Origin of the sequence: Massilia rubra (assembly GCF_011682065.1) — a bacterium.
GTDB classification, from domain to species: Bacteria; Pseudomonadota; Gammaproteobacteria; order Burkholderiales; family Burkholderiaceae_D; genus Telluria_A; species Telluria_A rubra.
In genome coordinates this window covers 87056-110751 of the sequence record NZ_VUYU01000022.1, presented here as the reverse complement: position 1 = coordinate 110751, position 23696 = coordinate 87056, and the positions used below count along the sequence as shown (strand labels likewise).

Genomic DNA, 23696 nt, shown 5'->3' with positions numbered 1-23696 from the left:
GCTTTCCCACCCGCTTGCCGCCCGCCGCCGTGACCAAGACCCTGGCCGACCACATCGAAGACCTGCTGCCGCAGACCCAGTGCACCAAATGCGGCTACCCCGCCTGCCGCCCGTACGCCGAAGCGATCGCCGACGGCACGGCCGACATCAACCAGTGCCCTCCGGGCGGCATCGAGGGCGTGGCGCGCCTGGCCGCGCTGTTGGGACGCAAGGTCATCCCGATCAATCCGGCCAACGGCGTGGAACGTCCGCGCCCGGTGGCGTTTATCGATGAAGCGCTGTGCATCGGCTGCACCCTGTGCATCCAGGCCTGCCCGGTGGACGCGATCATGGGTGCGGCCAAGCAGATGCACACGATCCTGCCGAGCCTGTGCACCGGCTGCGACCTGTGCGTGGCGCCCTGCCCGGTCGACTGCATCAGCATGATGCCGGTGACGGGCGAGCGCACCGGCTGGGCCGCGTGGTCGCAGGAGCAGGCCGACGCGGCGCGCGAGCGGCACGACTTGCGCAGCGCGCGCCTGCAGCGCGAACGCGAGGAAAACGATGCGCGCCTGGCCGCCAAGGCCGTCGCCAAGATGCAGGAAGTGACGGCGCAGCCGACCAACACGCCCGACGAAGTCGCCGAGAAGGAGCGCAAGCGCGCCATCATCGCCGCCGCCATGGAGCGCGCACGCCAGAAGGCCGCGCCGCCCGCAGAAAAATGACATGAATCCAGCTAAACGTTTTGAAATTTTCAGCCGCCTGCGCGCGGCCAATCCGCACCCGACCACGGAACTGAACTACACCACACCGTTCGAACTGTTGATCGCGGTGCTGCTGTCAGCCCAGGCGACCGACGTGGGCGTGAACAAGGCTACGCGCCTGTTGTACCCGGTGGCCAATACGCCGGCGGCCATCCTGGCGCTGGGGATCGACGAACTTAAATCCTACATCCAGACCATCGGCCTGTATCACACCAAGGCCAGGAACGTCATGGCCACCTGCCAGATGCTGATCGACCTGCACGGCGGCGAAGTGCCGCATTCGCGCGAGGCGCTCGAAGCGCTGCCGGGAGTGGGACGCAAGACCGCCAACGTGGTGCTCAATACAGCCTTTGGCGACCCGACGATTGCGGTCGACACGCATATTTTCCGGGTGTCGAACCGGACCGGCATTGCGCCGGGCAAGGATGTGGTGGTGGTCGAGCAAAAGCTGCTCAAATTCGTGCCCAAGGAGTTTTTGCAGGATGCGCACCACTGGCTGATTTTGCACGGGCGCTACACCTGCATCGCCAGGAAACCCCTGTGCTGGAACTGCATGATCGCCGACTTGTGCGAGTACAAGGCAAAGACGCCGGCGCCGGCGGTGAAGTAGGCTCGTGATCGGGCTCGCTTTTTTGGAGAATCGTATGACAGGTGAAGTGCTTCATCAGAATGGCGCGCTGCTGCGCGCGGTACGCGCCGACATCACCACCTTGCAGGTCGATGCCATCGTCAACGCCGCCAACTCGTCCCTGCTGGGCGGCGGCGGGGTCGATGGCGCGATCCACCGCGCGGCCGGACCGGAACTGGTGCACGAATGCCGCCTGCTCGGTGGCTGCAAAACCGGCGAGGCCAAAGCCACCAAGGCGTATCGCCTGCCGGCCAAATGCATCATCCACACGGTCGGCCCGGTCTGGCGCGGAGGCGGCAACGATGAAGCGGCGCTGCTGGCGAGCTGCTACCGGCGCGCGATCGGCATCGCCGCCACGCGCGAGCTGGCGTCGATCGCCTTCCCGGCGATCCGCACCGGCATCTACGGCTACCCGCCGGCACTGGCCGCCAACGTGGCGCTGACCACCGTGCGCGAGGCGCTGCTGGCCGCACCAGGCATCCGCGAGGTCGTGTTCTGCTGTTTTTCGGCCGCCGACCTGGCGCTGTATGAGGCGGAACTGATCAAGCGCTAAGCGTCAGGTCAGGTCGGTGTATCGACGAAGTCCCAGTCGGCGTGCTGGAAGCGCACCAGCCAGTTGAGGGCGTGGTGGCGTTCCATGACCACGTCCGGGTCCGCCCCGAACTCGGCGTCGGTCTTTTTCAGGCGGATCTGGCGGATATTCCAGTGCAGGCGGTAGGTCTGGTCGAGCGCGTCGACAATCTGGCCCGCATCGCGCAGTTGCGGCCCGCGCATCTCGATCTGGCGCGCCACCGCGGCGGCAGTGTCGCACGGCGCATCCGGATACGGCAGCTGGTCGACCATGCCCAGCGCCCACTGCAGCACGTACAAGCTCTCGTAACGCCACAGGAACTGCGCGCATTCTTGCTCGGACGGCGCCTCCAGCGCCAGGAAGGCGCGTTCGGCCGCCGACAGGCTGTCGTCCGCCAGCGGCATTTTATCGAGCAGGGTGGCGACCGGCATCGGCTCGCCGGCAGCGACCGATTCGGCGCGCAGGGCGACCAGCAACAAGGCGCGCGCGCGGCCGATGACCTCGTCGCGGTCGCGCAGGGTCAGTTCCTCTTCGCACACCAGCGGCGGCAGGCTGTCGGGCACCGTGATGCCGCGCGCGGCCAGCAGCGCTTCGGTGGCGCTCTTGCGCGTCCATGCCTGGGCCGGATACGGCACGCTGGCGTCGCTGGCGGCCAGGCCGTCGGCGACGTTGATCAGCACATGGCCATCCGGATCGCGCACGTGGCCGTCGGGCGTAAACAGCAGCGCGTTCGCATCGCGCGCCCACGCGTGCAGTTCGGGCAGCGCGTCATCGGCCACCTCCATGCTCAGGTGATGCTGGACCCGTTGCATGTGCAGGATGACGTGGTATTTATCGCGCGTCATCGCTTCCGTGCCGCGACTGAACACATAGCCGCAGAAGCTGTGCAGGTGAACCAGCAGTTCGCCGTCGGACAGGTCGCGCCGTCCTTGCAGTTGGTGGGCGAAGGCCGGCTGCGCGATCGTGTGGCGCGTGCAGTAGACGTTGTACAACGTGGTCGCGCCGGTCGGCGCGGCCGGAACCACGGCTTGCGGGCGGGCGAAGAGACGCTTGAGTGAATTGATCATGGGGCTCGGTAAATCGGTGGCAAGAATGGCATGATACCGGGAGCGCGCCGTTTTCGGCAGGCGCACTTCAAACCATGCCTAATCCGTGATGGTCAGCACGTTACCGCTGTCGTCCACAGTCGCGGCGATGATGTTCTCGGCCATCTCGCCGGCCGCGTTCTTGCTGCGGATCGTCGATCGCAAGCTCATGCCCCTGCCGGTATCGAGGAAGGTGGTTTCCACGTGCTCGTAGCTGGCCGGGTTGATCATGACGCGCTTGATTTCCGCCTGCAGCTTCAGGTGCGCGCCGCTGCGCTGGTCGAACTGGCGCGCCAGCATGGCCTCGCGACCGTTGGCGGCGCTGGCGCGCCCGGTCTCGGCCTGTTCGCGCGCACCGGTTTCCTTCAGTTCGGCGTCGAGCGTGGCCACCCTGGCGGCGTAGCGCGCACTCGACGGATCGAGCGTCGCCAGGCGCTTGTACAGGGCCAGGCGCTGGCGCAGCGGTATTCCCTCTTCGTCCTTGAGGCCCGCTTCGGTGTCGACGACGTCAATCGATACGCGCAGTTTGTCGAGGTCCGGGTCGGGGGTGCGGGCGGCGTGCTTGTCGATCAGCGCCAGCGCCTCGGTCAGCGCGCCTCGATCGCGCCTGGCCGCAATGTCGGCCAGGATAGCCGGTTTCGCGGCCAAAAAGCGCGCATGTTCGTCGGCACGCGCCTTGGCCAGGGCCTGGACCTTGTCGCGCTCCTGCCGGGCGTCGCGCGCCAGCAGTACTTCCACATTTTCGGAAATGCCGACCCACGCTTGTGCGATGAACAGCACGACGAACGCGATGCCCATGGCGCGCCCGTACAGGTTCAAGCCGGTGCGTTCGATGATCCAGCGGCGCGATGGCGGCGCACACACCAGCATGCCGGCCACGGTCACGAAAAACAGCACGACGCTGTAGGTAATGGCGTAGTAGAGGATCCCGAAAAGCAGGAACACCAGCACCCCTACCCAGCCCAGGAACTTGAAGAAAAACGCTTTCATGGCGACTCCGGCGCAATCAGTCGAAGGTGGCCAGGATCAGAGCAGGACCATGTTGTCACGGTGGATCAGCTCCGGGCCTTCGAGGAAACCGAGCAGCTTTTCGATCTCGGACGAGGGCTTGCGCAGGATGCGGCGCGCTTCGCCGCTGGTGTAGTTCGACAGCCCGCGCGCCACCTCGGCGCCGTCTTCGGACAGGCAGGTGATGACGGCGCCGCGTCCGAACTCGCCGCGCACTTCGATCACGCCGATCGGCAGCAGCGACTTGCCCTCTTTCGAGAGCTTTTGCACCGCGCCGGCGTCGAGCACCACCTTGCCGGCGGTGTGCAGATGGTCCGACATCCACTGCTTGCGCGCGGTCAGGCGCCCGGTCTGGGCGCGCAGCTCGGTGCCGATCGCTTCGCCGGCGGCCAGGCGCGTGAGCACGTCGCTGTCGCGGCCCCAGGCGATGATGGTGTGCGCGCCCGAACCGGCGGCGCGCCTGGCGGCCAGGATCTTGGTCAGCATGCCGCCGCGCCCGATGCTGCTGCCGGCGCCGCCGGCCATCGCTTCGAGCGCCGGGTCGCCTGCCTCGCCATGGGCGATCAGCACCGCTTGCGGGTCCTTGCGCGGGTCGGCGCTGTACAGGCCCTGCTGGTCGGTGAGGATGACCAGGGCGTCCGCTTCGATCAGGTTGGCCACCAGCGCGCCCAGGGTGTCGTTGTCGCCGAACTTGATCTCGTCGGTGACGACGGTATCGTTCTCGTTGATGATCGGGACCACGCCCAGGCGCAGCAAGGTGGTGAGCGTGGAGCGCGCGTTCAGGTAGCGTTCGCGGTCGGCCAGGTCGGCGTGGGTGAGCAACACCTGGGCCGTGCCCAGGCCGTGCGCGCGAAAGCTGGTTTCGTAGATCTGCGCCAGGCCCATCTGGCCGACGGCGGCGCAGGCCTGCAGTTCGTGGATGTCGGTCGGGCGCTTCTCGAAGCCGAGGCGCAGCATGCCTTCGGCGATGGCGCCGGAGCTGACCATCACGACTTCTTTGCCGAGGGCGCGCAAGGCGGCGATTTGCGCGGCCCAGCGCGCGATGGCGGCGTGATCGAGCCCGCGCCCGTCGTTGGTGACGAGCGAGGAGCCGACTTTGATGATGATGCGGGTGGCGGTCTGGATAACGGAATTCATGGGGCAGCGGCTCTTATCAGCGCGGGCGCAAGGCAAGCAGCAGGAGGCCTGCCGCCAGTTCGATCCCGCAAACGACTAACAATAATCCCTGGGGCAGGCCGATGGCGAAGGCCGCTGCAAAGCGGCCGGCCGGCTGCGCCAGGAGGAACAATGCGGTGATGTCGCCGAGGACAGGCTGGTCGGCCCGCCTTGCTGCCAGCAGCGCCAGGAACGCTTGTGCGAACCTGAGCCCGACATAGACGGCGAAAAACTGGCTGTAGCCGTTCACGCCGACGAGAAACACGCCCATGGCGGTCGCCACCCGGTCCGGGTTCATCATGGCCGCCAATGCGGACAGTGAACTGGCGAGTGCGACCAGGCTCAGAAGCTGCGCGCGCAGCCTCTGTTTGAGCACGGGTGCTAACAACTTAGTCGAGGATCTTGAAGCGCGGATCGTCCGGATCGATCGACGCAATGCCGCGTGCTTCTTCGGTCATCTGCGTTTCTTCGGCGCGGTGCTCGCTCTTCTTGATGGTCTCGAGGTGCAGGTAGATGGCGTTGACCAGCTCCGGGCAGCCTTCGTGGCTCAGCGCCGAGATTTCGAACACAGGACCCTTCCAGGCCATGCGCTTGACGAAATCCTTGACCAGCTTCTTGCGGTCTTCCTGCGGCACCACATCGAGCTTGTTCAAGACGAACCAGCGCGGCTTGTCGACCAGCGACTCGTCGTACTTTTCGAGTTCCTTGATCAGGGCCTTGGCTTCCTTGACCGGATCGACATTGGTCTCGAACGGAGCCATGTCGACGATGTGCAGCAACAGGCCGGTACGCTGCAGGTGGCGCAGGAACTGGTGGCCGAGGCCCGCGCCTTCGGAAGCGCCTTCGATCAAGCCGGGAATGTCGGCGATCACAAAGCTCTTCTCGTGCGACACGCGCACCACGCCCAGGTTCGGGTGCAAGGTGGTGAACGGGTAGTCGGCGATCTTCGGCTTGGCGTTCGAGACGGCCGTGATAAAGGTCGACTTGCCGGCGTTCGGCATGCCCAACAGGCCCACGTCGGCCAGCACCTTCAGTTCCAGGCGCAGCTCGCGCCGCTCGCCTTCCTTGCCCTCGGTCTTTTGACGCGGAGCGCGGTTGGTGGAGGACTTGAAGTGGATATTGCCCCAGCCGCCCTCGCCGCCCTTGGCCAGCAGTTCGGTCTGGCCGTGTTCGGTCAGGTCGGCGATGATCTCGCCGTTGTTGTTATCGACGATCAAGGTGCCGACCGGCATGCGCATATGGATGTCTTCCGCGCCCTTGCCATAGCAATCGGCGCCGCGGCCTGGTTCGCCGTCCCGGCCCTTGTGCATTTTGGAGTAACGGAAGTCGACCAGGGTGTTGATGTTGCGGTCCGCAACGGCCCAGATAGAGCCACCCTTGCCGCCGTCGCCGCCGTCCGGGCCGCCGAAAGGCCGGAATTTCTCGCGACAGAACGATGCGCAGCCATTGCCGCCGTCGCCGGCGATGACCTCGATTTTTGCTTCGTCGATAAACTTCATATTTTGTGCCGCCCTAAAACTAAAAAGGCTCTACCTTGGGCAGAGCCTTTCAATGGAAGGCTTGCGCCTTACAAATGTGCGCCATGACAGCGCGGATACAACTTACGCTGCGACTGCTGCTGGAGCTGCGTCGTTAGCAACAACGGTAACGAACTGCTTCGAGCCTGCGCCCTTGACCACGAACTTCACCTTGCCGTCGACCAGCGCGAACAAGGTGTGATCCTTGCCGGTGCCGACGTTTTCGCCTGCGCGCACTGGGGTGCCGCGCTGACGGATGATGATGCCGCCGGCATTGATGGTCTGGCCGCCGTAGACTTTAACGCCGAGGCGTTTTGATTCTGAGTCACGGCCGTTGCGCGTTGTGCCGCCGCCTTTTTTGTGTGCCATTTAAATACTCCTGGATAGCTGGTTAACTTTGGACTGATCTAGCCGGGCTCTTGCGAGCCTGGCACACGGAATTAACCGTTGATCGAAACGATTTGAATTTCGGTGAAATTCTGGCGATGGCCCTGATGCTTTTGGTAGTGCTTACGACGACGCATCTTGAAAATCTTCACTTTATCGTGACGACCGTGTGCCACAACAGTTACCAGTACCGTTGCACCTTCGACCAATGGCGCACCAAACTTAATGGTGTCGCCCGCGCCTACTGCGAGAACTTGATCGATGGTGAGTTCGGAACCAATGTCTGCCGGTATCTGTTCTACTTTAAGTTTTTCGCCAGCGACAACTTTGTATTGTTTGCCACCGGTTTTTATGACCGCGTACATGATAGGAAACCTCATCAAATGTTAAAAAATTCCCTGGCCGGAGCCGGGGGAACCGCAGATTATACATGGATTGGTTTTTTTCGTCAAAAGACATGCACAGGGCCACATGTTCGTGGTATGTCGGCAACGACACGGTGCGGCGCGGACGCGCGCCCGGCGCTGCCGGCTGGCGGGCTTAACCGTAGAGCATAGGGCGGAAACAGGCGGCTTGTCGTATAATCGCCGCACCTAATGTCCATTGCAGGTTCGCCTTGTCCGCCGCCATCTTACACGCACAACAAAATTCCATCGCCCAATCGATCGCTCCGGACATGGAGGCAGTCAACACGGTGATCCGCGCGCGCCTGCATTCCGAGGTCAGCCTGGTCAACCAGATCGCCGAATACATCATCAGCGCCGGGGGCAAGCGCATCCGGCCCGTGCTGGTGTTGCTGGTGGCTAACGCCTATGGTTACCAGGGCACGGCCCACCATGAGCTGGCCGCCGTGGTCGAATTCATCCACACCGCCACCCTGCTGCACGACGACGTGGTCGACGAATCGTCGATGCGGCGCGGGCGCCAGACCGCCAACGCGCTGTTCGGCAATGCCGCTTCGGTGCTGGTAGGCGACTTCTTGTACTCGCGCTCGTTCCAGATGATGGTTGGCCTGAACAATATGCGCGTGATGCAGATCTTGTCGGACGCGACCAATGTGATCGCCGAAGGCGAAGTGCTGCAACTGCTTAATATGCACGATCCGGATGTGACGCAGGAAAGCTATCTGAAAGTCATCCGCTCCAAGACAGCCAAGCTGTTCGAGGCGGCGGCGGAACTGGGCGCGCTCATTTCCGGCGCCAACGATGACCAGATCAGCGCGGCCGGCGAATACGGCCGCTCGCTGGGCACGGCCTTCCAGTTGATCGACGACGTGCTCGACTACGCGGGCGACGCCAGCGAAATCGGCAAGAACGTCGGCGACGACCTACGCGAAGGCAAGCCGACCCTGCCGCTGATCTGGCTGATGGAAAACGGCACGCCGGAGCAGCGCGAGCTGGTGCGCAACTGCATCGAGCAAGGCGACGAGCAGCATTTCGATGCGATCCTGGCGGCGGTGACCAGCAGCGGCGCGCTCGACTTCACGCGGCGCGAGGCGGACATTGCGGCCAAGCGGGCGGCGGACGCCATCGCCGGCCTGCCGGACAGCCTGTACAAACAAAGCTTGCTGCAACTGTGTACCTTCGCAGTTGACAGGAACCACTGACGCTATTAATTTATCAGGTGTGAGATCTGTCCACCCGTCGGGGTGTGGCTCAGCCTGGTAGAGCGCTGCGTTCGGGACGCAGAGGCCGGAGGTTCGAATCCTCTCACCCCGACCAACGTTTGTCTTGAGAATCACCACCAGAAAAGCCCCAGACAGTGGGGCTTTGTCATTTCCGCCCTGTGCGTCGGCATGGCTGGTACGTCATCGCTTTTCGCGCTCCCGGGCGCGTCGCAAGATCACGCCGCCCACCCGCACACGAACAGGGCAACAACAAGATTGCATTCAAACGAGACATCAAAGTTTCCATTTGGATAAATTTCTTATATGATGCTACTTCGTCAATACCTCCAGAGATCTTAATGAATTTGCTTCGCCTTAGCGCTACCCTGCTGTTGACTGCAGCGAGTGCGTTGTCCGCCCAAGCGGCCACCTACAACTATACTGGCAACGAATTTGCCTTCGATGGCATCAACCCGACCAACAGCCGGGTGCTGGCGAGCTTCACGTTCAATGTGGCCGACGATTATTCCGGGTCGTTGGACGGCTTTCGGGGCTCGCATACGAATCAAATTACCTGGAGCGGTAGTGCTGGCGCACTCGAGCTCAGTTCAAGCGCGTCCAATTACTTGAACCGGTATTACTTCCAAATTGAAAACGGCATCGTGAAAGCATGGTATTTCTCCATGTCGAATGACCTGGGAGAGATCATGTCACTGTCCGCGAACCACGTCCGTTACGCCCCGAATGAAGCAATAGATCGCGCGACGGTATGGGCGTCGGGGGTCAAAGGTGCGGTGCTGATCGGCGACCAGGGCACCTGGACCACGTCGCCAGTTCCTGAACCGGCAAGCTACCTGATGTTCGGTGCCGGGCTGGCGGTCTTGCTCGCCGCGCGCCGCAAGCAAAAGCAGTCCATCGCCACACAATAAAATCCTGGCAAGCCGCCCATGCGCCGACACCCGTCGCGCATGGGCAGCAACTAGCCTGAGCCTGCCCGACTGGCACTGCGCCATGTGGTATTGTTTCGCGCCGTCAGACCACCTTCCGGATCGAACAAACCGTATCGAACCACGCCTGCATCCCCACCAAAGGCTGCGGATTGATCGGCAAAATCGCATTGATATTGACCCCGCTCCCGCGTCCGCCATTCTTCTCGTCCCACCATAAGCCGAACTCCAGGTCGTCGACCGCCGGCGCCGGCCCGAACGCTTGCGCCGCATCGGGCGCCAGCCCCTTGGCCGCCACTTCCACCCGCCGCCCGCGCTCGCCCTCGCAAGAACGTCCACCGGTGATCCAGCCCAGCGAATTGGACACCGCCACCACGCGTGGATGAATGCCCCTGGTCACAAATGCCTTCACCGTTGCCGAGCCCACTACCTCACCCGTGCCCTTGTAGGCTTTGTCCCCCGCCGCGCCGCTGAGCGGCCGGTACGTGGTCAGCTCCACCGTGTCGCCAGTCTTGATGCCCAGTTTTTTCGCGGTCGCCGCATGAATCCACATCGGATTGTCATGCACGATTTCGGCCAGGTACTTCTGCGACGCGGTCCTGCCCTGCGTGTGCACGTTCCATTTGAACGTGGTCAGGATCAAGCGATCGGCCGCCAGGTCCACGTGCGACGGGACCTGATGGAACGTCGGCAGCCCGTCATCACGCATGCCGATCGTGCTGGCCACCTTTGCCACTTCGGGCGCATAGATCTCGAACTTGCGCGACGGCGTCGTAAAGCCGCGCACCGGCACCTCGCCCACCATCAGCCCGACCGCTTTTTCCTTGCCCTTGTCATCGGCCTTGTAGATCACGCGTGTCTGCTCGTCCACGCGGCTGCCTTGCACCAGCGCCGCGTCAAGCGGCTTGCGGTACACCTCGTACGGTTTGGGCGCCGCGCTATCGACGTACACGCCGTAGTGCTTCATATACTCGAAGCCATCCTTGAATATCTTGCCGTCCGCGCCTTTGGTCGGCAGCTTCGAACACTGGTGCCGCACAAAGTCTTCGTGCTTGCCGAACTTGAAGTACTTCGCCTGCCCGGGACCGAGCCGCTTGCCGATTTCGAACAGCACGTCGGCAAAGCTGGTCGCGCTTCCGGGCGGGGTCACCATCGGCTGGCGCAGCGTCACAAAATGCTGCAGCTCCATATTGTTGCGGATGTCCATGCCCCAGCGTTCCAGGTAGGTGGCATCGGGCAAAATCATGTCGGCGTAATGCGCCATTTCGGAGTACACCACATCCGAACAGGCGTGGAAGGGAATCAGCTTTTCATCCTTGAGTACCTCGACGGTCGTGCTTCGGCCTTCCGGCCAGGTCATCGGCGCGGCGATCGTATAGCTGAGGTAGACGTCCAGCTTCGCGCGACCCTGGCGTAAATAGTCGAACACGACCTGGCCGACCTTCATCTTTTGCCAGCGGTTGGCCAGCGGCCACTCCGGCGGGTCTTCCAGGTCGGTCCTGATGGTCGGCTTGGGCGGCCTTGGCTCGGGCGCCGGGTAGCGCGCCGGCGAGAGCTTTTCATCGAGGCCGTAGCAATAGCCGCCTTCCTTGGCCACCGACCCCACCAGGGCATTGAGCATGACGACCGCGCGCTCGGCATTGAAACCGTTGTAGTGCGCGCCCGTGCCACGATTGGTAAAGGCAGCCACTGCCGGCCGCTTGCGCGCGAATTCCAGCGCCAGCCGGGTGATGTCGGCCGCCGCCACGCCCGACAGCTTCGCCGCCCACGCCGGCGTACATGGCGCCAGCCAGGTGCGGATGGTGTCGAGTCCCGGCTGCACGAATTTATCCAGAAAATCCCGATCGACTTCGTTCTCGCGCACGATCACGTGCGCCATTGCCAGGGCAATCGCGCCTTCCGTGCCGGGAAACGGCTGATGCCATTCGTCGCTGCGCCCGGCGGTGTTGGACAGCCTCACATCGAACGTGACCAGCTTGGCCCCATGGTCGTAGCGTGCCTTGACCACGCGCGACACCAGATGCAGCCCGCCCTGGTGCGCCTCATAGAAATTGGCGCCGAAGTTCAGGAAGTAGGTGCAGCGCTCGGCATCGATCGATTCCCAGTCGGTTTCGCCGAGCGACACATAATTGGCCGCGCGCTTGTTCGACGAACAGACCGCGCGGTGATTGAGCAAGACCGGCGTGCCGATGGCGTCGAGGAAGCGGCCAATCTCGGCCTCGATGCGCGAGCGGCCCTGGTGGATGCACACGCGTTCCGGGTGGCCGGCATCGATACTGGCGCGAATGCGGCGGGCAATCTCTTCGTACGCTTCTTCCCAGGTGATACGCTTCCACAGGCCCGAACCACGCTCGCCGGCGCGCTTGAGGGGATACAGCAAGCGCTCCGGATAATCGTTGACGGTGGGGCCGGACTGGCCCTTGGCGCACGTCATGTGGCTGCCCATGTTCGGGTCGAGCGGATTGCCACGGATCTTGATCACCTTGTTATCCTGCACAAAGCCTTCAATGCCGCACACGGTGGAGCAGTTCAGGCATACGCTGGTGATGCGCGTGGCCGTCTTGTAGTTGTTCTTGATCTTGCGCTGTTGGCCGTTGGCCAGCGGCCGGTACGACATCGCCTGCGCGGTAGACGGATTGAGGAGAATAAGCTCGCCAACGCCGAGCGTGGCCATCGATCCGATGCCGTTCCTGATGAATGATCTGCGGTCCATGTTCTCAGCCTTTCTTCACGGTGGAGCGGGCAAACGTCGATTGCAACTGGCTCCAGGTATCGATCTCATAAGAAAAAGGATCGTGGTTGCGGCCCTTGGGGATTTTCTTTTCCATCGCGCGCGGAACGGCCGTGCCGATGCCGCGGTATTTGACGGCGGGCCTGGTCTTCTCTTCGGGCTTGAGCACCGACAGGTCCTTGCCGTGCCGTTGCTTGAACGCGTTGATGCGGCTGGCCGGGTCGTTCAGGTCGCCGAAGGCGAATACATCGGCCGGGCACACTTCAACGCAGGCCGGCAGCAGGTCCGCTTCCAGCCGGTGCGAGCAGAAGTCGCATTTGTCGGCCAGCTTGGTGACCGGGTCCTGGTGGATCGCGCCGTAAGGGCAGGCTTTGATGCAGGCGCGGTCGCCGTCGCACTTGTCGTCGTTGATGCGCACAATGCCGTCGGCGTCGCGGGTGATCGCGTCCTGTTCGCAGGCGCTCAGGCAGGGCGCGTCCTCGCACTGCATGCACAGTGTCGGCAAAAAGGCACGCTTCATGGTTTCCTTCTTGTTGAAGGGATTGATGGCGGCAAAGTCGTAGTAATACACCTTGGTGCGGAAGTTTCCGAGCGGGACCGAGTTTTCGACTTTGCATGCCACCGAGCAGGCATGACATCCGATGCAGCGTTCCAGGTCCAGCGCCATGCCCCATTTGGGGGCCATTGCGGTATGTGCGGTCATCCTCGCTCCAATCAAAAAGGATTTCATTTAAACACAACATCGCACAGGCAACGCAGTCGAAGCCACCGAAGCAGGATGCTAAGTAAGTGTGCAGAAATTATTGTCACTTATAGCGAACAGAAGCGGATGCCTTGCAAGGCGCACGCCGCGACGCAGTGCGAGCACTGCTAGCGGTGGGCAACACAGCAAGGCGCCGCTTATGGAAGCTAGAAATGACAAGAATTTATGCGCACTTACTTAGCCCCCTCCGCACAAAACCCTTGCCAGACCATTAAAGTTTTTCTATATTGCAATCGTTGCTGCACTGCAGAAAACACGCGTCTTCGCATCTGCCGCCGCACAACGCTCCCGAGCCTGCCCGATGCTCCATGGCACGCTTGCCCGCTTTACCTGCCGACGCCATTGTGTCGCTACGAGAGGATGGTCCATGAATTTCCCCCGCTTACCCGCGCTGTTACTGCTGGTGTCGACCGCTGTTGGCGCCCACTCGCACGCGCTCGCGCAGACCCCATCCGCGCGCGCGGCCAACGCCGCCGACACATCCATGCTGGCCGACGCCCGCAAAGGTTTTCGCACCACAACGATCCGCAAGCCGCGCGCGCAAGAACCAATCCCCGCGCCGCCCGCCGATATCTTCAAGCTCGTGCGTTACGATGCCGCCCCCGGCAAACTCGGCGCTTACCTGACACCCGATCCAAAAGATGGGAAAAAGCATCCGGCCATCGTCTGGATGACGGGCGGCGATTCCAGCAGCATTGGCGACGTCTGGTCGCCGAGCCCGGCCGACAACGACCAGAGCGCGAGCGCTTTCCGCAAGGCGGGTATCGTGATGATGTTTCCGTCTCTACGCGGCGGCAACAATAATCCCGGCGAGCCCGAAGGTTTTCTCGGTGAAGTCGACGACGTGCTCGCCGCCGCAGCCTACCTGGCCAAACAACCCTACGTCGACCCGGACCGGATTTACCTGGGCGGGCACAGTACCGGCGGCACCCTGGCGCTGCTCACCGCCGAGATCTCGCCGCGCTTTCGCGCTGTCTTCGCTTTCGGCCCGGTAGGCGAGATCGGTGGCTACGGTGGCCGCTTTACCAGCTTCAATCCCGCCGATCCGCGCGAAGCCTTGCTGCGCTCGCCAGCGCGCTGGCTGGCATCGGTGCGCTCGCCTGTGTTTGTCATCGAAGGTGCGGCCGGCAACATCGATTCGCTGCTCGCCATGCGAAGCGCGACGAGCAACCCGCACATCCGTTTCGTTCCGGTCAAGGGCGCGAATCACTTCAGCGTGCTGGCGCCTGCGAACCGCGTGATTGCGCAGAAAATCCTGCACGACAGCGGTGCGGTCACCAACATCACGCTGTCGGCGCCGGAAATGACGCCCTGAGCGTCCTGCCGCGCCTGCGCGGGTGCGTCCACCGACACCGCCGCTGGCGAATTTCATAACGCGACAACGCTCTTTTCGACATTGCCGCGCCACCGGGTCTCTCGCAGAATGGCAGATTGCTAATGACTGCCTGCCTCGGAGCGCGACCATGATTATTCGGAAAACCGGCCTCTTTCTGCTCATCGCCATGTTGGCGCTGCCCCTGGCGGGGCGCGCGCAAACCCGCGTGATCGAACTCGATGCCAATGCGGTCGATGGCACGCTGGCACCGGCATTCAATATGTCCATCGGCGCCGGGCGCGCCAACGAAGGTCTGCGCGCCGACTGGCAGCAGCAGCTCGCGCAGATCAAGCGCGACGCCGGTTTCAGATACATCCGCATGCACGGACTGCTGTCCGACGACATGGCCGTGTACCGGATCGATGCGCAGGGCAAGGAACAATACAACTTTCAATATATCGACGCCCTGTACGATTATCTGCTGAGCATCGGCGTCAAACCATTCGTGGAACTGGGCTTCATGCCGTCGCAAATGGCCAGCGGCGATAAAACCATCTTCTGGTGGCGCGGTAACGTCACCCCACCCAAAGACTATGCGGCATGGGAGCGCCTGATCAAGGCCCTGGCCGAGCACTTTACCGAACGTTATGGGACAGATGAGGTGGCAAGCTGGTATTTCGAAGTCTGGAACGAGCCGAACCTGGACGGCTTCTGGGCAGGTTCGCAGGAAGATTATTTCAAGCTGTACCGCCATGCCGCGCGCGCGATCAAAAGCGTCAACGCCAAATACAAGGTGGGCGGCCCGGCTACGGCCGGCGCAGCGTGGATACCGGAAATGATCGCTTACTGCACCCGCCATGGCGTACCGCTCGATTTCGTCAGCACCCATACCTACGGTGTCGATCAAGGCTTCCTGGACGAATATGGCAGCATGGGCACGGTGTTGAGCAAGGACGACGCTGCGATCAGCGGCGATGTGATCGGCAACCGCAAGCAAATCGCGGCATCAGCCATGCCCGGCCTGGAGCTGCATTACACCGAATGGAGTTCCTCATACACGCCGGCCGACCCGAGCCACGACAGTTATCACCAAGCCGCCTATATCCTGCAAAAGCTCAAGCAGGTCGGCGCTGCGGCCCAGTCGATGTCGTACTGGGTGTTTACCGATATTTTCGAAGAAGCGGGACCGCGCATGGAGGCATTTCACGGCGGCTTTGGCCTGATGAATACCCAGGGAATCAAAAAGCCGGCCTATTTCGCCTATCAGTTCCTCAACCAGCTGGCCCCAGCCGCACTGAAAAACAGCGACAGCCAGTCGTTCGCCAGCACCGATCGACAGGGCAGCGTCCAGCTGCTGCTGTGGGATTACACGCGCACCCTGCCCGACGCGGTGAATAACCAGCAGTACTTCATCAAGGACCTACCGCCGAAGGACAAAGGCAAGGTCGATATCCGGCTGCGCGGCCTGGCGCGCGGCAGCTACACGGTGGACATTTCCACGGTCGGCTACCGGCGCAACGACGCCTTTACCGCCTACATTGGCATGGGGTCGCCAAAGCAGTTGGCGAAAAACCAGGTCGCCGCCCTGAAATCGCTGGCGAGCGGCAAGCCGGACGAGCAAAGAACGGTGCGGGTGGGCGCCGACGGCCGCTTTGCCCTTACCCTGCCGCTGCGCGAAAATGATGTCTACCTGCTTCAACTACGCGCCAGGAAATAGACCCACAACAGATTGACTGTACTGTTGGCATATTCACATTCAGGCATGCCGATGGGCGCAACCTGCGGCGTTCCGGAAGACGCGGCTGCGATGAACGACGCCGGTAGCAGCGCTCCTGCGTCGTTGAACGTCAGATCAATCAGACTCATCGTTGCCGCGAGCAGGGGTCGGATTTTCGTCGTGACGGATATACATTCCTCCGCTCGTGAAGACCCCAGTGTGCTCGGCAGCCAAAACCGCCTGTACTTTATCAACCTCCGTGACCCACAACGGTCGCCAATATTGAGTCATTTGCAGGCGTGCAGCACACCGTTCTCTGAAGCTACGGTTCCCTTCGTCAAAAAAAATCCGGAAGATGTCGTTAACAATGGAAGAGTAATCCATCTCCCTTTCGGCGTTATCGTTTTGCAGATGCGGTGGGAGCGCAAGGTCCAGCGATTCCATCTTTTCCCAAACCAGGCTCCAGAAGCTTTGACGATTTCCTTTGGAAGGGTAGTCGGAGGCCGCTTCATCGGCAGCAAGATAGATGGCAACGCGCGCGCGAACACCATATTCATGTCTCAAATACCTTGTAGGAATACCGACTACAAGCTCGCCGAAACGCTTTGTTCTTTCAAAAGTCCAGTCCTGGTCAGACTCGGCGAACGTATCCGCAATACCGGTTAAAGCGCGAAACTGGTCAATCGTCTTCAGGATAAGCAAAAGCTTGCATACGCCTTCGATCAGCGCGAGCGACTGGCGTGGCCTGTCTTTTTCAATGAGATCATTTTCTGGTGGGTCAACCGCCATGATTTCAAGCCGTCTATTAGCATCCACACGCGTGTGTACGCACACAGAGGTCGTTGCTGGCTTTAGGCGAGAAGGTCGCCATCCGACCGCAAATTGGCAATCAAGTTGCTCTAACCCTTCGAGAATCCGCTGACCCCGGTCATCGCTGCGCCCTCCCTTGCTTTCGAAGACATGCCAATGTTTCTTTTTCGACTGGATTAAATAGTCCGGCGACTTGTTTTTCGCTGAATCGAATTGGATGAGAGCTTTGGTGTAAATGCTTTTGTGAAGGCACAATCCCAGTTGTTGACCTCCGGCTGCAAGCCAGTTTTGAGCCGTCAGGAAAGTCCCGATTCCTCCGAGAGTGAAAGACAACAGGTTTTTATCCGAAGCTTCGACATGTCGCAAGAAGGGAAGTATCGTCCATGCGTCGTTGATATCTTTTTGAACGCAGCAGATGACTGATTCGAGTCGAGAGAAAAGAAATCGTTGAAGTTCCGCCGCTTCAGCAGGACTCATCGCCAGATGCGACGTCCACATACTTTGAGGTCCATACCCGCCTTCAATCGCGGCGCGCCTTACATCCTGCTTGTCGATCACGGGGTGAACGGCAAGCGTCGTCTTCGCCCCAAATGGCGCAACCGACGTCGTTTTGAAGTTAGCATGGATGAACCCCAACGGCTTTTTGTAAGCAGCGCTACCCGTCGGTTTGGTCGCAACAGTTAACGATGTCGCTGACTTGGGGACGTAGTATGTAAAGGGATTGCCTTGGGGCGGCGGCGGCGGCGGCGGCGGTAGCGCCTTTTTAGGCTTTGACGCAGGCTTTTTTGGCTTTAACATAGAGTCAAGTTGAGTAGATTTTGGAAGACAGTATCAGGCTCATAAGTCAGCAATATTTCCGGTTGTAGCGCTGAAAGTGGCAGATCCCAACGATGTCGGCATCGGCTCGCCCCTGCCACCGGCTGCGTGGTGTAGTGCTCCCCTCTTGCGCGTCAACCCGGCAATCTCCTCGCGCAGCGCGGCCGGCCGGAGCCACCCCAACCGCAAGTTTATTGCCTAATTGGAAAGATAGAAAGCGTTTATCGCTATTTTCTTTTGGCAATGTATTTTGCTAAGATGGATGACTGGCGCAATGTGCCATTCAGTTCTGTCGGCAATGCCGCACCCGAGCCACTTTTTACCTCTCCGCCGGCGCACGCAAGGCCCGGCCTTCCACGACAGGATGCATTGATGCACAAACAACATCGCAGTCTGAGCGAACAAATCGGCGAGCTGCCCGCCGAATCCCGACGCAAGCACCGCATCCGTTTCCGCCAGGGCTGGTGGCGTGCTTTCGTGCTCGCCGAGGCCGCCGGCCCCCATCCGCTGCGCGCCGGCGCTTACGACGCCAACCCGGCCCGCGCGTGACTGGCCAGGCGCCGCGCCGCTCGCCCGCCCGGTGCGGCACATCCTGGCGCCTGACCCCATAGCCTCACCTTCCCGGCCATGCCCACGATAATCCATCGTGGCAGCCTTTTCACAACAAGCAACTACGATTCGAGACATGACACACGATTCCAACCTTGTCGGCCAGCTCGACGCCGCCGAAGATACCTACAAGCGCAGCCGCCTGCGCACCATGCAGCGCGTGGCGCTCGGCCTGCTGCTGGCCGCCGCCGTGCTGTTTGCCATCGCCCGCTCGCAGCACGGGCAACATCCAGCCTGGGCTTACCTGGAAGCATTCGCCGAAGCCGCGATGATCGGCGCGATCGCCGACTGGTTTGCCGTCGTCGCCCTGTTCCGCCACCCGCTCGGCATTCCGCTGTGGCATACCGCAATCATCCCCAACAGCAAGGCGAGCATCGGCGCCAACCTGGGTAGCTTCGTGGAAAACCACTTCGTGACCGAGGAAGGCGTGGCCGAACGCATCCGGCAAGCCGACCTGGCCGGCCGCGCGGGCGCATGGCTGCGCGACCCGCTCAATGCCGGACAAGTGAGCCAGGCGCTGGCCGGCGTGCTGGTGCAAGTTCTCGACAAGGTGGACGACGAGAAGATGCGCACCCGTATCCGCGACCTTGCCAGCGCCGAGCTGGGCAAGCTCGATCTGTCGGGCATGGCCGGCGGCTTTCTCGACACCATGATCGGCAAAGGCGCGCCACAGGCCCTGCTCGATCCGCTGCTGGAAAAGCTGATCACCTGGCTGGGCGACGACGCCAACCACGAAACCGTCGGCGAATTCATGCTGCGTTGCTTCGCGATCGAGAACGCGATGGTCAAGTCGATGGTGATCGGTTATGCGCCCAAAGTCATCGGCTCGCTGCGCGAACAGGCCATCGACGTGCGCATGAATCGCGAGCATCCGCTGCGCGGCCGGATCGACAGCTGGCTGGCCGACAGCGCCCTGCGGCTCAAGGCCGATCCCGAGTGGAAGGAATCGGTGGCGCGTTACCAGGCCGATGCCCTGCGCAGCGCGGAACTGCAGGCCATGCTGGGCGGAATCTGGGATACGCTGCGGCAGCGGGTGAAAGCCGACCTGCAGGGCGCCGATCCCGCGATCGCCGCAACGATGCGTCAAATCGTGCAGGAATGCGGGCGCGTGCTGGGTGCCGACCCAGCCGTGCGCAGCTGGCTCAACAGCGCGATCGAGACGGGCAGCGCGGCCCTGGTGCAGCGCTATCGCGGCGACGTGGGCAAGTTCATCGAGCAGCAACTGGCCAAGTGGTCGAAAGAGGAAATGAGCACGCGCATCGAGCTGGCCATCGGGCGCGACCTGCAATTCATCCGGATTAACGGAACGCTGGTGGGCGGGCTGGTGGGGCTGCTGATCCACGCCGTCGCGGGCGCGGTGTAAGCGCATCCCCACGACTACGGAAAAATGCGACGAAACCTGCTACGAGGATAGAAAAATGATGCGCTGTTCGGGAATCGACGAGTTGCTGGCCCACCGGGACGCTTTCCCCGAGAGTGGATGGATCTTTGTGGAGAAGACCTTCGACACGGTATCCGAACTACATATCAGGGAAGAACCCTTCTTTATCGCCGAAAACGACGATGAAGAGTTCGATCTTGAGGAAACCCATCGCACCTGGCTGGAAGCGCCCATGTTCCTGGCGATCGTCCAAGCGCGACTGGAAAAAAATCATGCCGCGCCAACCGGGGAGCTTATCGCCGCAGCCATCCACTATCTTGAAAAAGACACGTTCATGCCATAAACCGGCTCCACGTGGTATCTACCCGGAAGCCGGTGATCGATGCATCGCCCTGGACCCGCGCGCTACGGTTTTTCGGCGTTTTCGCCCGCTGGTTTTTTTGCCGGCTTTAACCTGGCACGCTCGCGCCGTTTCTTTTCGATGTCCACCACCGATTCGAACTTGCGTCCCTCGCGCCGCATTTTTTCCATTTCCATCGCCGCTTCCTGCGCTTCGACCGGAATCCTCGGTTTATACAAGGGAATCAAGCCATAGCCCTTGCCATCATTATCAATCCACATCGGCCAGCGCTTGAAGAACGCGCCGGTGGTGCCGACCGCAGTCACGATGATCGTCAACGCAGTCCACTTCCCCATCAACAGTCCCTGGCGCTGCGCCCACAAGACGGTCCTTTCGCCGCCGGCCTTTTTCAACCAGCGCGTACTGAGCCACTTCGCAAGGAACCATCCGAGCACGGTGAACGGAATCGTCATCAGCCCCATTTCCCACAAAATCCCGGAGTTGCCCGGCGGGTAAATCAAGCGCTGCGTATCGGCCGACAAAAGGTCGATGCGCTTGTCGCGCTCAATGTAGGCAATGGCCGCAAACGAAAACGGTATCGACAAGAGGATCAACGCAATGAGGGACCGGAAACGCGACCAGTTCAACGCGACTGACACCGTTGTCTTGAGGTTTTCCAAGGTCTGCTGGACGTAGGCTTCGGAAACCGAGCGGCTCACGCGTTCCACAATCGCGTTGGGAGCGAGCCCTTCCGACGTGGCATCGATCACCATCTGGTTCACTTCCGACTCCATGAATGGCGCGATCGCTTTGCCGGCTGAACGATAAAACCACGGCGACCAGCGCGAGCGACCGGCGCTCACGGCCGCGAGGGCTTTAAAGTCGCTTTCCAGCAATGCTTCCAACACCCCGCCGGCGTCGAATATCTGTGGATCGGCGCCGAACATCACCCAATGCGATGTGACGCCGCGCACATCGATCGACAGCTCGCAAAATGGCATGGTGCATTGATACACAAACTCGACCGCCGACTTTTCGCGGAATTCATTCACGTGTTCCAGGGCGATATCGCCGTGACTGGCCAGGCTGGCAAATCCGACTTTGCACAGGGCCGCATGCACATAATCGGGCGTGCCTTCGGGATAGCGGCCCGAGAAACCCGGATTGGTATAAGTCACTGTCGAGGTGACTTTGGTCAGGTAGCCATGCCCGGAACAGCCGGTGCAGGTAACTTCGCCCGACCCACCGCAGTTGCCGCACCGGTTCTGCCCGGACCCGCCGCAGTGAAAGCACGTGACCCGGCCGCCCGAACAGGAACCGCACGAGCGATGCTGCGTTTCGGAGCGGCTATGGCCGTTGTAATCGGTCACGGTTCGATGCTGGACGACTGTGCCGGAACCGCCGCAGCTCGAGCAGCTGACGCGCCCGGAACCCGAGCAGCCCCCGCACCGGACCTGGCCCGAGCCGGAGCAGCGGTCGCAACATACCCTGCCCCGGCCATTGCATCCATTACAGGTATACGTATGGAACAGGCGCCGCGGGTGGGTGCGAAGGCGGGTTCTGGCGGAAATTGCCGCGTAGGCCTGGTTCCTGACCGAATGCACCAGGCTATCCATGGTTTCGGGACGCGAAAATTCCGCGCGCCCCTGCACTGCGGCTTCCTCCTGGTACCACTTCCAATCGGCCGTGCCAAAATCGCCCTGGCCCGGGTGGTGGACACCATGATGGTCGATGGACTCGGAACAGACCTCCAGTTCGTGCCGGATCGTGATTGTGAATTGACGCACGACAGGGCGCGCGTCGCGCACCACCAGGTCGGTGACGTTAAACCGGGTTGCGCGCTCGATATACCCGGCAGCCGTGGCTTTGCAGCTGTCCAGATAACGCTGCAAGAAACTATCGTCAGCCTCCATGCGCCTCGCTCCTTCGATACAAGATGGCCGGGCTCAACGAAAGCGGCAGCAAGATGCGCTGTGGGGACATGATCGACTCTTCGAATGACATTAAAAAGTTGATCTTAACACAATAGTCATTGCCATCGACACTGGCAGGCGCCCACACCGCTGCGTTCCAATACAAATTGTCTTGCATGAAATGGTTTGATAGAATTCATCTTGCTCTTTTTATATTGCACGCATACCTGATGGATCATCCCAGCATGGGCAATGGCAAGCACTCACCTCACCCGCACACCATGGCGCGCCGCCAGCGCGGCGGCGTCACGCGCCTGCTGTGGCTGCTCGCCTGCCTGCTGGCCGCGCCGATGAGCCCTGCCGCGCCGCTGCCGGACCAGCCCTCCGCGCGCCAGCGCTGTTCCGCCGCCGATGCCGCCCAAGCCCCGCGCATCTTCGCCGCCCTCGGCAAGGAACGTCACGCCGCGCTGAAAAAAGTGCTGGCCGCCGGCGACAATCCGAACCCGTGCCATGGCGGGCGCACGCCGCTGATGATCGCGGCCGCCGGCGGCGACGCCGACGCGCTGCACATGCTGCACCAGGCCGGCGCCGTCATCGATGCACCGCTCGATGCGCAAGGCGGCACGGCGCTGCACGCGGCCCTCGCCGCCGGCCAGTGGCGCGCCGCCGCCACCCTGCTCGAACGCGGGGCCGATACCCGCCTGCGCGACGACTATGGCAACACCGGCTTGCACCAGTTGGCCAACAGCGCCCACAGCGCCGACCCGGGCGCGCAGGACGCGCTGGCCGACAGCATGCTCAAACTCGGCGCCGCGCTCGACGCGCCCGGACCGCAGGCCAGCACGCCGCTGATGCTGGCCATCGACGCCGGCAAGCGCGAACTGGCCGCCTTCCTGATCGACCAGGGCGCCGATCCGTTTCTTCGCAACGCGCGCGGCGAGAACGCGCAGGCCATCGCGCGCCGGCGCGCCCTGCCCGCCATGATCGACATGCTGGAACGCTGCATCGGCCAACGGGCGCCGCGCTGCGCCGGCAACGCCACGGCGGCGCGCTACTCGACCAGATAGCGCCGCCACGCACCCACGCCACCTCCCATCGCCGAATACTTTTTGAACCTCACAAAACGGAAAGCAGCGCATGAGCGACACCACAGCAGCGAGCAGTACGGACGGCAACGCCAGGATCGGCATCCACGAAGGCAGCATCGGCCTGCCGGCCGGCTACGAGGACCGCACCAGTAACATCTTCACGCCGGCCAACCTGCAGAACCAGCCCAACCTGAGCATCGCGCGCGACTGGCTGGCCGAGGGCGAAGACCTGGCCGCCTATGTCGACCGCCAGATCGCCCTGCTCAAGGCGCGCCTGGCCAGCCACAAGCTGCTCGCGCGCGCGCCCGAACGCCTTGGCCGGCACGACCCGGCCCTGGCCGGCGAACGGATCGAAGCCCAGTACAAGAACGGCGCCCAGACCATCCGCCAGCGCCAGGCCGCGTTTTTGATCGGACCGCGGCGCGCCCTGATCCTCTCGGCCGCCACCGCGCGCCCGTTCGACCAGGATTTCGACACGCTCTGGCGCGGCTGGCTCGATAGTTTTGCGCCGCCCGCCGACAATGCCGCCAGCGCCGCAGGAGGCGCTGGCTTGAGCACCCCGTAAC

General features: G+C 62.2%; 23 protein-coding genes and 1 tRNA gene. 13 read left to right on the top strand and 11 right to left on the bottom strand.

All coding sequences use genetic code 11. The features are described from left to right. The first annotated feature begins 29 nt into the window (after window positions 1-29). The 3 genes from rsxB to F0185_RS25725 are packed head-to-tail and all read left to right on the top strand — an operon-like array spanning window position 30 to window position 1924. Window positions 30-704, top strand: coding sequence for an electron transport complex subunit RsxB (rsxB, locus tag F0185_RS25735; RefSeq protein WP_167229315.1), 675 nt, complete (start codon window positions 30-32; stop codon window positions 702-704). 1 nt (window position 705) lies between these two features. Next, on the top strand, window positions 706-1353 hold the full coding sequence (nth, locus tag F0185_RS25730) for an endonuclease III (RefSeq protein ID WP_167229313.1): 648 nt from the start codon (window positions 706-708) through the stop codon (window positions 1351-1353). Between the two features lie 34 nt (window positions 1354-1387). Further along, on the top strand, window positions 1388-1924 hold the full coding sequence (locus F0185_RS25725) for an O-acetyl-ADP-ribose deacetylase (RefSeq protein WP_167229311.1): 537 nt from the start codon (window positions 1388-1390) through the stop codon (window positions 1922-1924). 8 nt (window positions 1925-1932) lie between these two features. Here F0185_RS25725 and F0185_RS25720 read toward each other — a convergent pair whose 3' ends face one another. The 7 genes from F0185_RS25720 to rplU form a co-directional block, all read right to left on the bottom strand. Continuing rightward, window positions 1933-3009, bottom strand: coding sequence for a DUF4272 domain-containing protein (locus F0185_RS25720; protein ID WP_167229309.1), 1077 nt, complete (start codon window positions 3007-3009; stop codon window positions 1933-1935). A gap of 78 nt (window positions 3010-3087) precedes the next feature. Continuing rightward, window positions 3088-4017 carry a hypothetical protein gene (locus tag F0185_RS25715; RefSeq protein WP_167229307.1) on the bottom strand — a complete coding sequence of 310 codons (930 nt, stop codon included), beginning with the start codon at window positions 4015-4017 and terminating at the stop codon, window positions 3088-3090. Between the two features lie 36 nt (window positions 4018-4053). Beyond that, window positions 4054-5172, bottom strand: a complete 1119-nt coding sequence (gene proB, locus F0185_RS25710; RefSeq protein WP_167229305.1) for a glutamate 5-kinase — start codon at window positions 5170-5172, stop codon at window positions 4054-4056. A gap of 16 nt (window positions 5173-5188) precedes the next feature. Continuing rightward, the gene (locus F0185_RS25705) at window positions 5189-5566 is read right to left on the bottom strand and encodes a hypothetical protein (protein WP_370664063.1); all 378 of its coding nucleotides are present in this window, start codon (window positions 5564-5566) and stop codon (window positions 5189-5191) included. Window positions 5567-5579: 13 nt separating this feature from the next. After that, entirely contained in the window at window positions 5580-6689 is a 1110-nt protein-coding gene (obgE, locus tag F0185_RS25700) for a GTPase ObgE (protein WP_167229301.1), read from the bottom strand. Window positions 6690-6791: 102 nt separating this feature from the next. Next, window positions 6792-7076 carry a 50S ribosomal protein L27 gene (gene rpmA, locus F0185_RS25695; protein ID WP_166879937.1) on the bottom strand — a complete coding sequence of 95 codons (285 nt, stop codon included), beginning with the start codon at window positions 7074-7076 and terminating at the stop codon, window positions 6792-6794. 71 nt (window positions 7077-7147) lie between these two features. Continuing rightward, window positions 7148-7459, bottom strand: coding sequence for a 50S ribosomal protein L21 (gene rplU, locus F0185_RS25690; protein WP_054268134.1), 312 nt, complete (start codon window positions 7457-7459; stop codon window positions 7148-7150). Window positions 7460-7710: 251 nt separating this feature from the next. On the opposite strand from rplU, the gene ispB reads away from it, so the two are divergent. From ispB to F0185_RS25675, 3 genes are all read left to right on the top strand, one after another. Next, complete coding sequence (gene ispB / locus F0185_RS25685) at window positions 7711-8700, top strand: octaprenyl diphosphate synthase (RefSeq protein ID WP_167229299.1); 990 nt, start codon at window positions 7711-7713, stop codon at window positions 8698-8700. A 38-nt stretch (window positions 8701-8738) separates the two neighbouring features. Then, window positions 8739-8815: transfer RNA gene (locus F0185_RS25680), tRNA-Pro, on the top strand. Window positions 8816-9059: 244 nt separating this feature from the next. Then, window positions 9060-9629, top strand: a complete 570-nt coding sequence (locus F0185_RS25675) for a PEP-CTERM sorting domain-containing protein (RefSeq protein WP_167229297.1) — start codon at window positions 9060-9062, stop codon at window positions 9627-9629. 103 nt (window positions 9630-9732) lie between these two features. On the opposite strand, the gene F0185_RS25670 is transcribed toward F0185_RS25675, so the two are convergent. Next, a complete protein-coding gene (locus F0185_RS25670) occupies window positions 9733-12360 on the bottom strand; it encodes a molybdopterin-containing oxidoreductase family protein (RefSeq protein WP_167229295.1) in 2628 nt (875 codons plus the stop codon). Between the two features lie 4 nt (window positions 12361-12364). Then, window positions 12365-13081: a 4Fe-4S dicluster domain-containing protein gene (locus tag F0185_RS25665; RefSeq protein ID WP_167229293.1), complete on the bottom strand. Its 717-nt coding sequence runs from the start codon at window positions 13079-13081 to the stop codon at window positions 12365-12367. A gap of 427 nt (window positions 13082-13508) precedes the next feature. Between F0185_RS25665 and F0185_RS25660 the strand changes: the two genes are divergently transcribed. Beyond that, window positions 13509-14456 carry an alpha/beta hydrolase family protein gene (locus F0185_RS25660; protein ID WP_223164578.1) on the top strand — a complete coding sequence of 316 codons (948 nt, stop codon included), beginning with the start codon at window positions 13509-13511 and terminating at the stop codon, window positions 14454-14456. 148 nt (window positions 14457-14604) lie between these two features. Next, the gene (locus tag F0185_RS25655) at window positions 14605-16173 is read left to right on the top strand and encodes a GH39 family glycosyl hydrolase (RefSeq protein WP_187362651.1); all 1569 of its coding nucleotides are present in this window, start codon (window positions 14605-14607) and stop codon (window positions 16171-16173) included. A 135-nt stretch (window positions 16174-16308) separates the two neighbouring features. Here the strand turns inward: F0185_RS25655 and F0185_RS25650 are convergent, their stop codons facing one another. Beyond that, window positions 16309-17781 carry a hypothetical protein gene (locus F0185_RS25650; RefSeq protein ID WP_167229291.1) on the bottom strand — a complete coding sequence of 491 codons (1473 nt, stop codon included), beginning with the start codon at window positions 17779-17781 and terminating at the stop codon, window positions 16309-16311. A gap of 390 nt (window positions 17782-18171) precedes the next feature. Here F0185_RS25650 and F0185_RS25645 point away from each other — a divergent pair, with 390 nt between their 5' ends. The 3 genes from F0185_RS25645 to F0185_RS25635 all read left to right on the top strand — a co-directional run bounded on the left by F0185_RS25645 (window position 18172) and on the right by F0185_RS25635 (window position 20132). Further along, window positions 18172-18348, top strand: a complete 177-nt coding sequence (locus F0185_RS25645) for a hypothetical protein (protein WP_167229289.1) — start codon at window positions 18172-18174, stop codon at window positions 18346-18348. Between the two features lie 136 nt (window positions 18349-18484). After that, window positions 18485-19771, top strand: coding sequence for a DUF445 domain-containing protein (locus F0185_RS25640; protein WP_167229287.1), 1287 nt, complete (start codon window positions 18485-18487; stop codon window positions 19769-19771). A 55-nt stretch (window positions 19772-19826) separates the two neighbouring features. After that, complete coding sequence (locus F0185_RS25635; RefSeq protein WP_167229285.1) at window positions 19827-20132, top strand: hypothetical protein; 306 nt, start codon at window positions 19827-19829, stop codon at window positions 20130-20132. Between the two features lie 62 nt (window positions 20133-20194). Here the strand turns inward: F0185_RS25635 and F0185_RS25630 are convergent, their stop codons facing one another. Further along, complete coding sequence (locus F0185_RS25630; RefSeq protein ID WP_167229283.1) at window positions 20195-21937, bottom strand: DnaJ-like cysteine-rich domain-containing protein; 1743 nt, start codon at window positions 21935-21937, stop codon at window positions 20195-20197. Between the two features lie 335 nt (window positions 21938-22272). On the opposite strand from F0185_RS25630, the gene F0185_RS25625 reads away from it, so the two are divergent. Both F0185_RS25625 and F0185_RS25620 read left to right on the top strand, forming a co-directional pair. After that, window positions 22273-23109: an ankyrin repeat domain-containing protein gene (locus F0185_RS25625; RefSeq protein ID WP_167229281.1), complete on the top strand. Its 837-nt coding sequence runs from the start codon at window positions 22273-22275 to the stop codon at window positions 23107-23109. Between the two features lie 70 nt (window positions 23110-23179). Next, entirely contained in the window at window positions 23180-23695 is a 516-nt protein-coding gene (locus F0185_RS25620; RefSeq protein WP_167229279.1) for a DUF1795 domain-containing protein, read from the top strand. Window position 23696 lies beyond the last annotated feature (1 nt).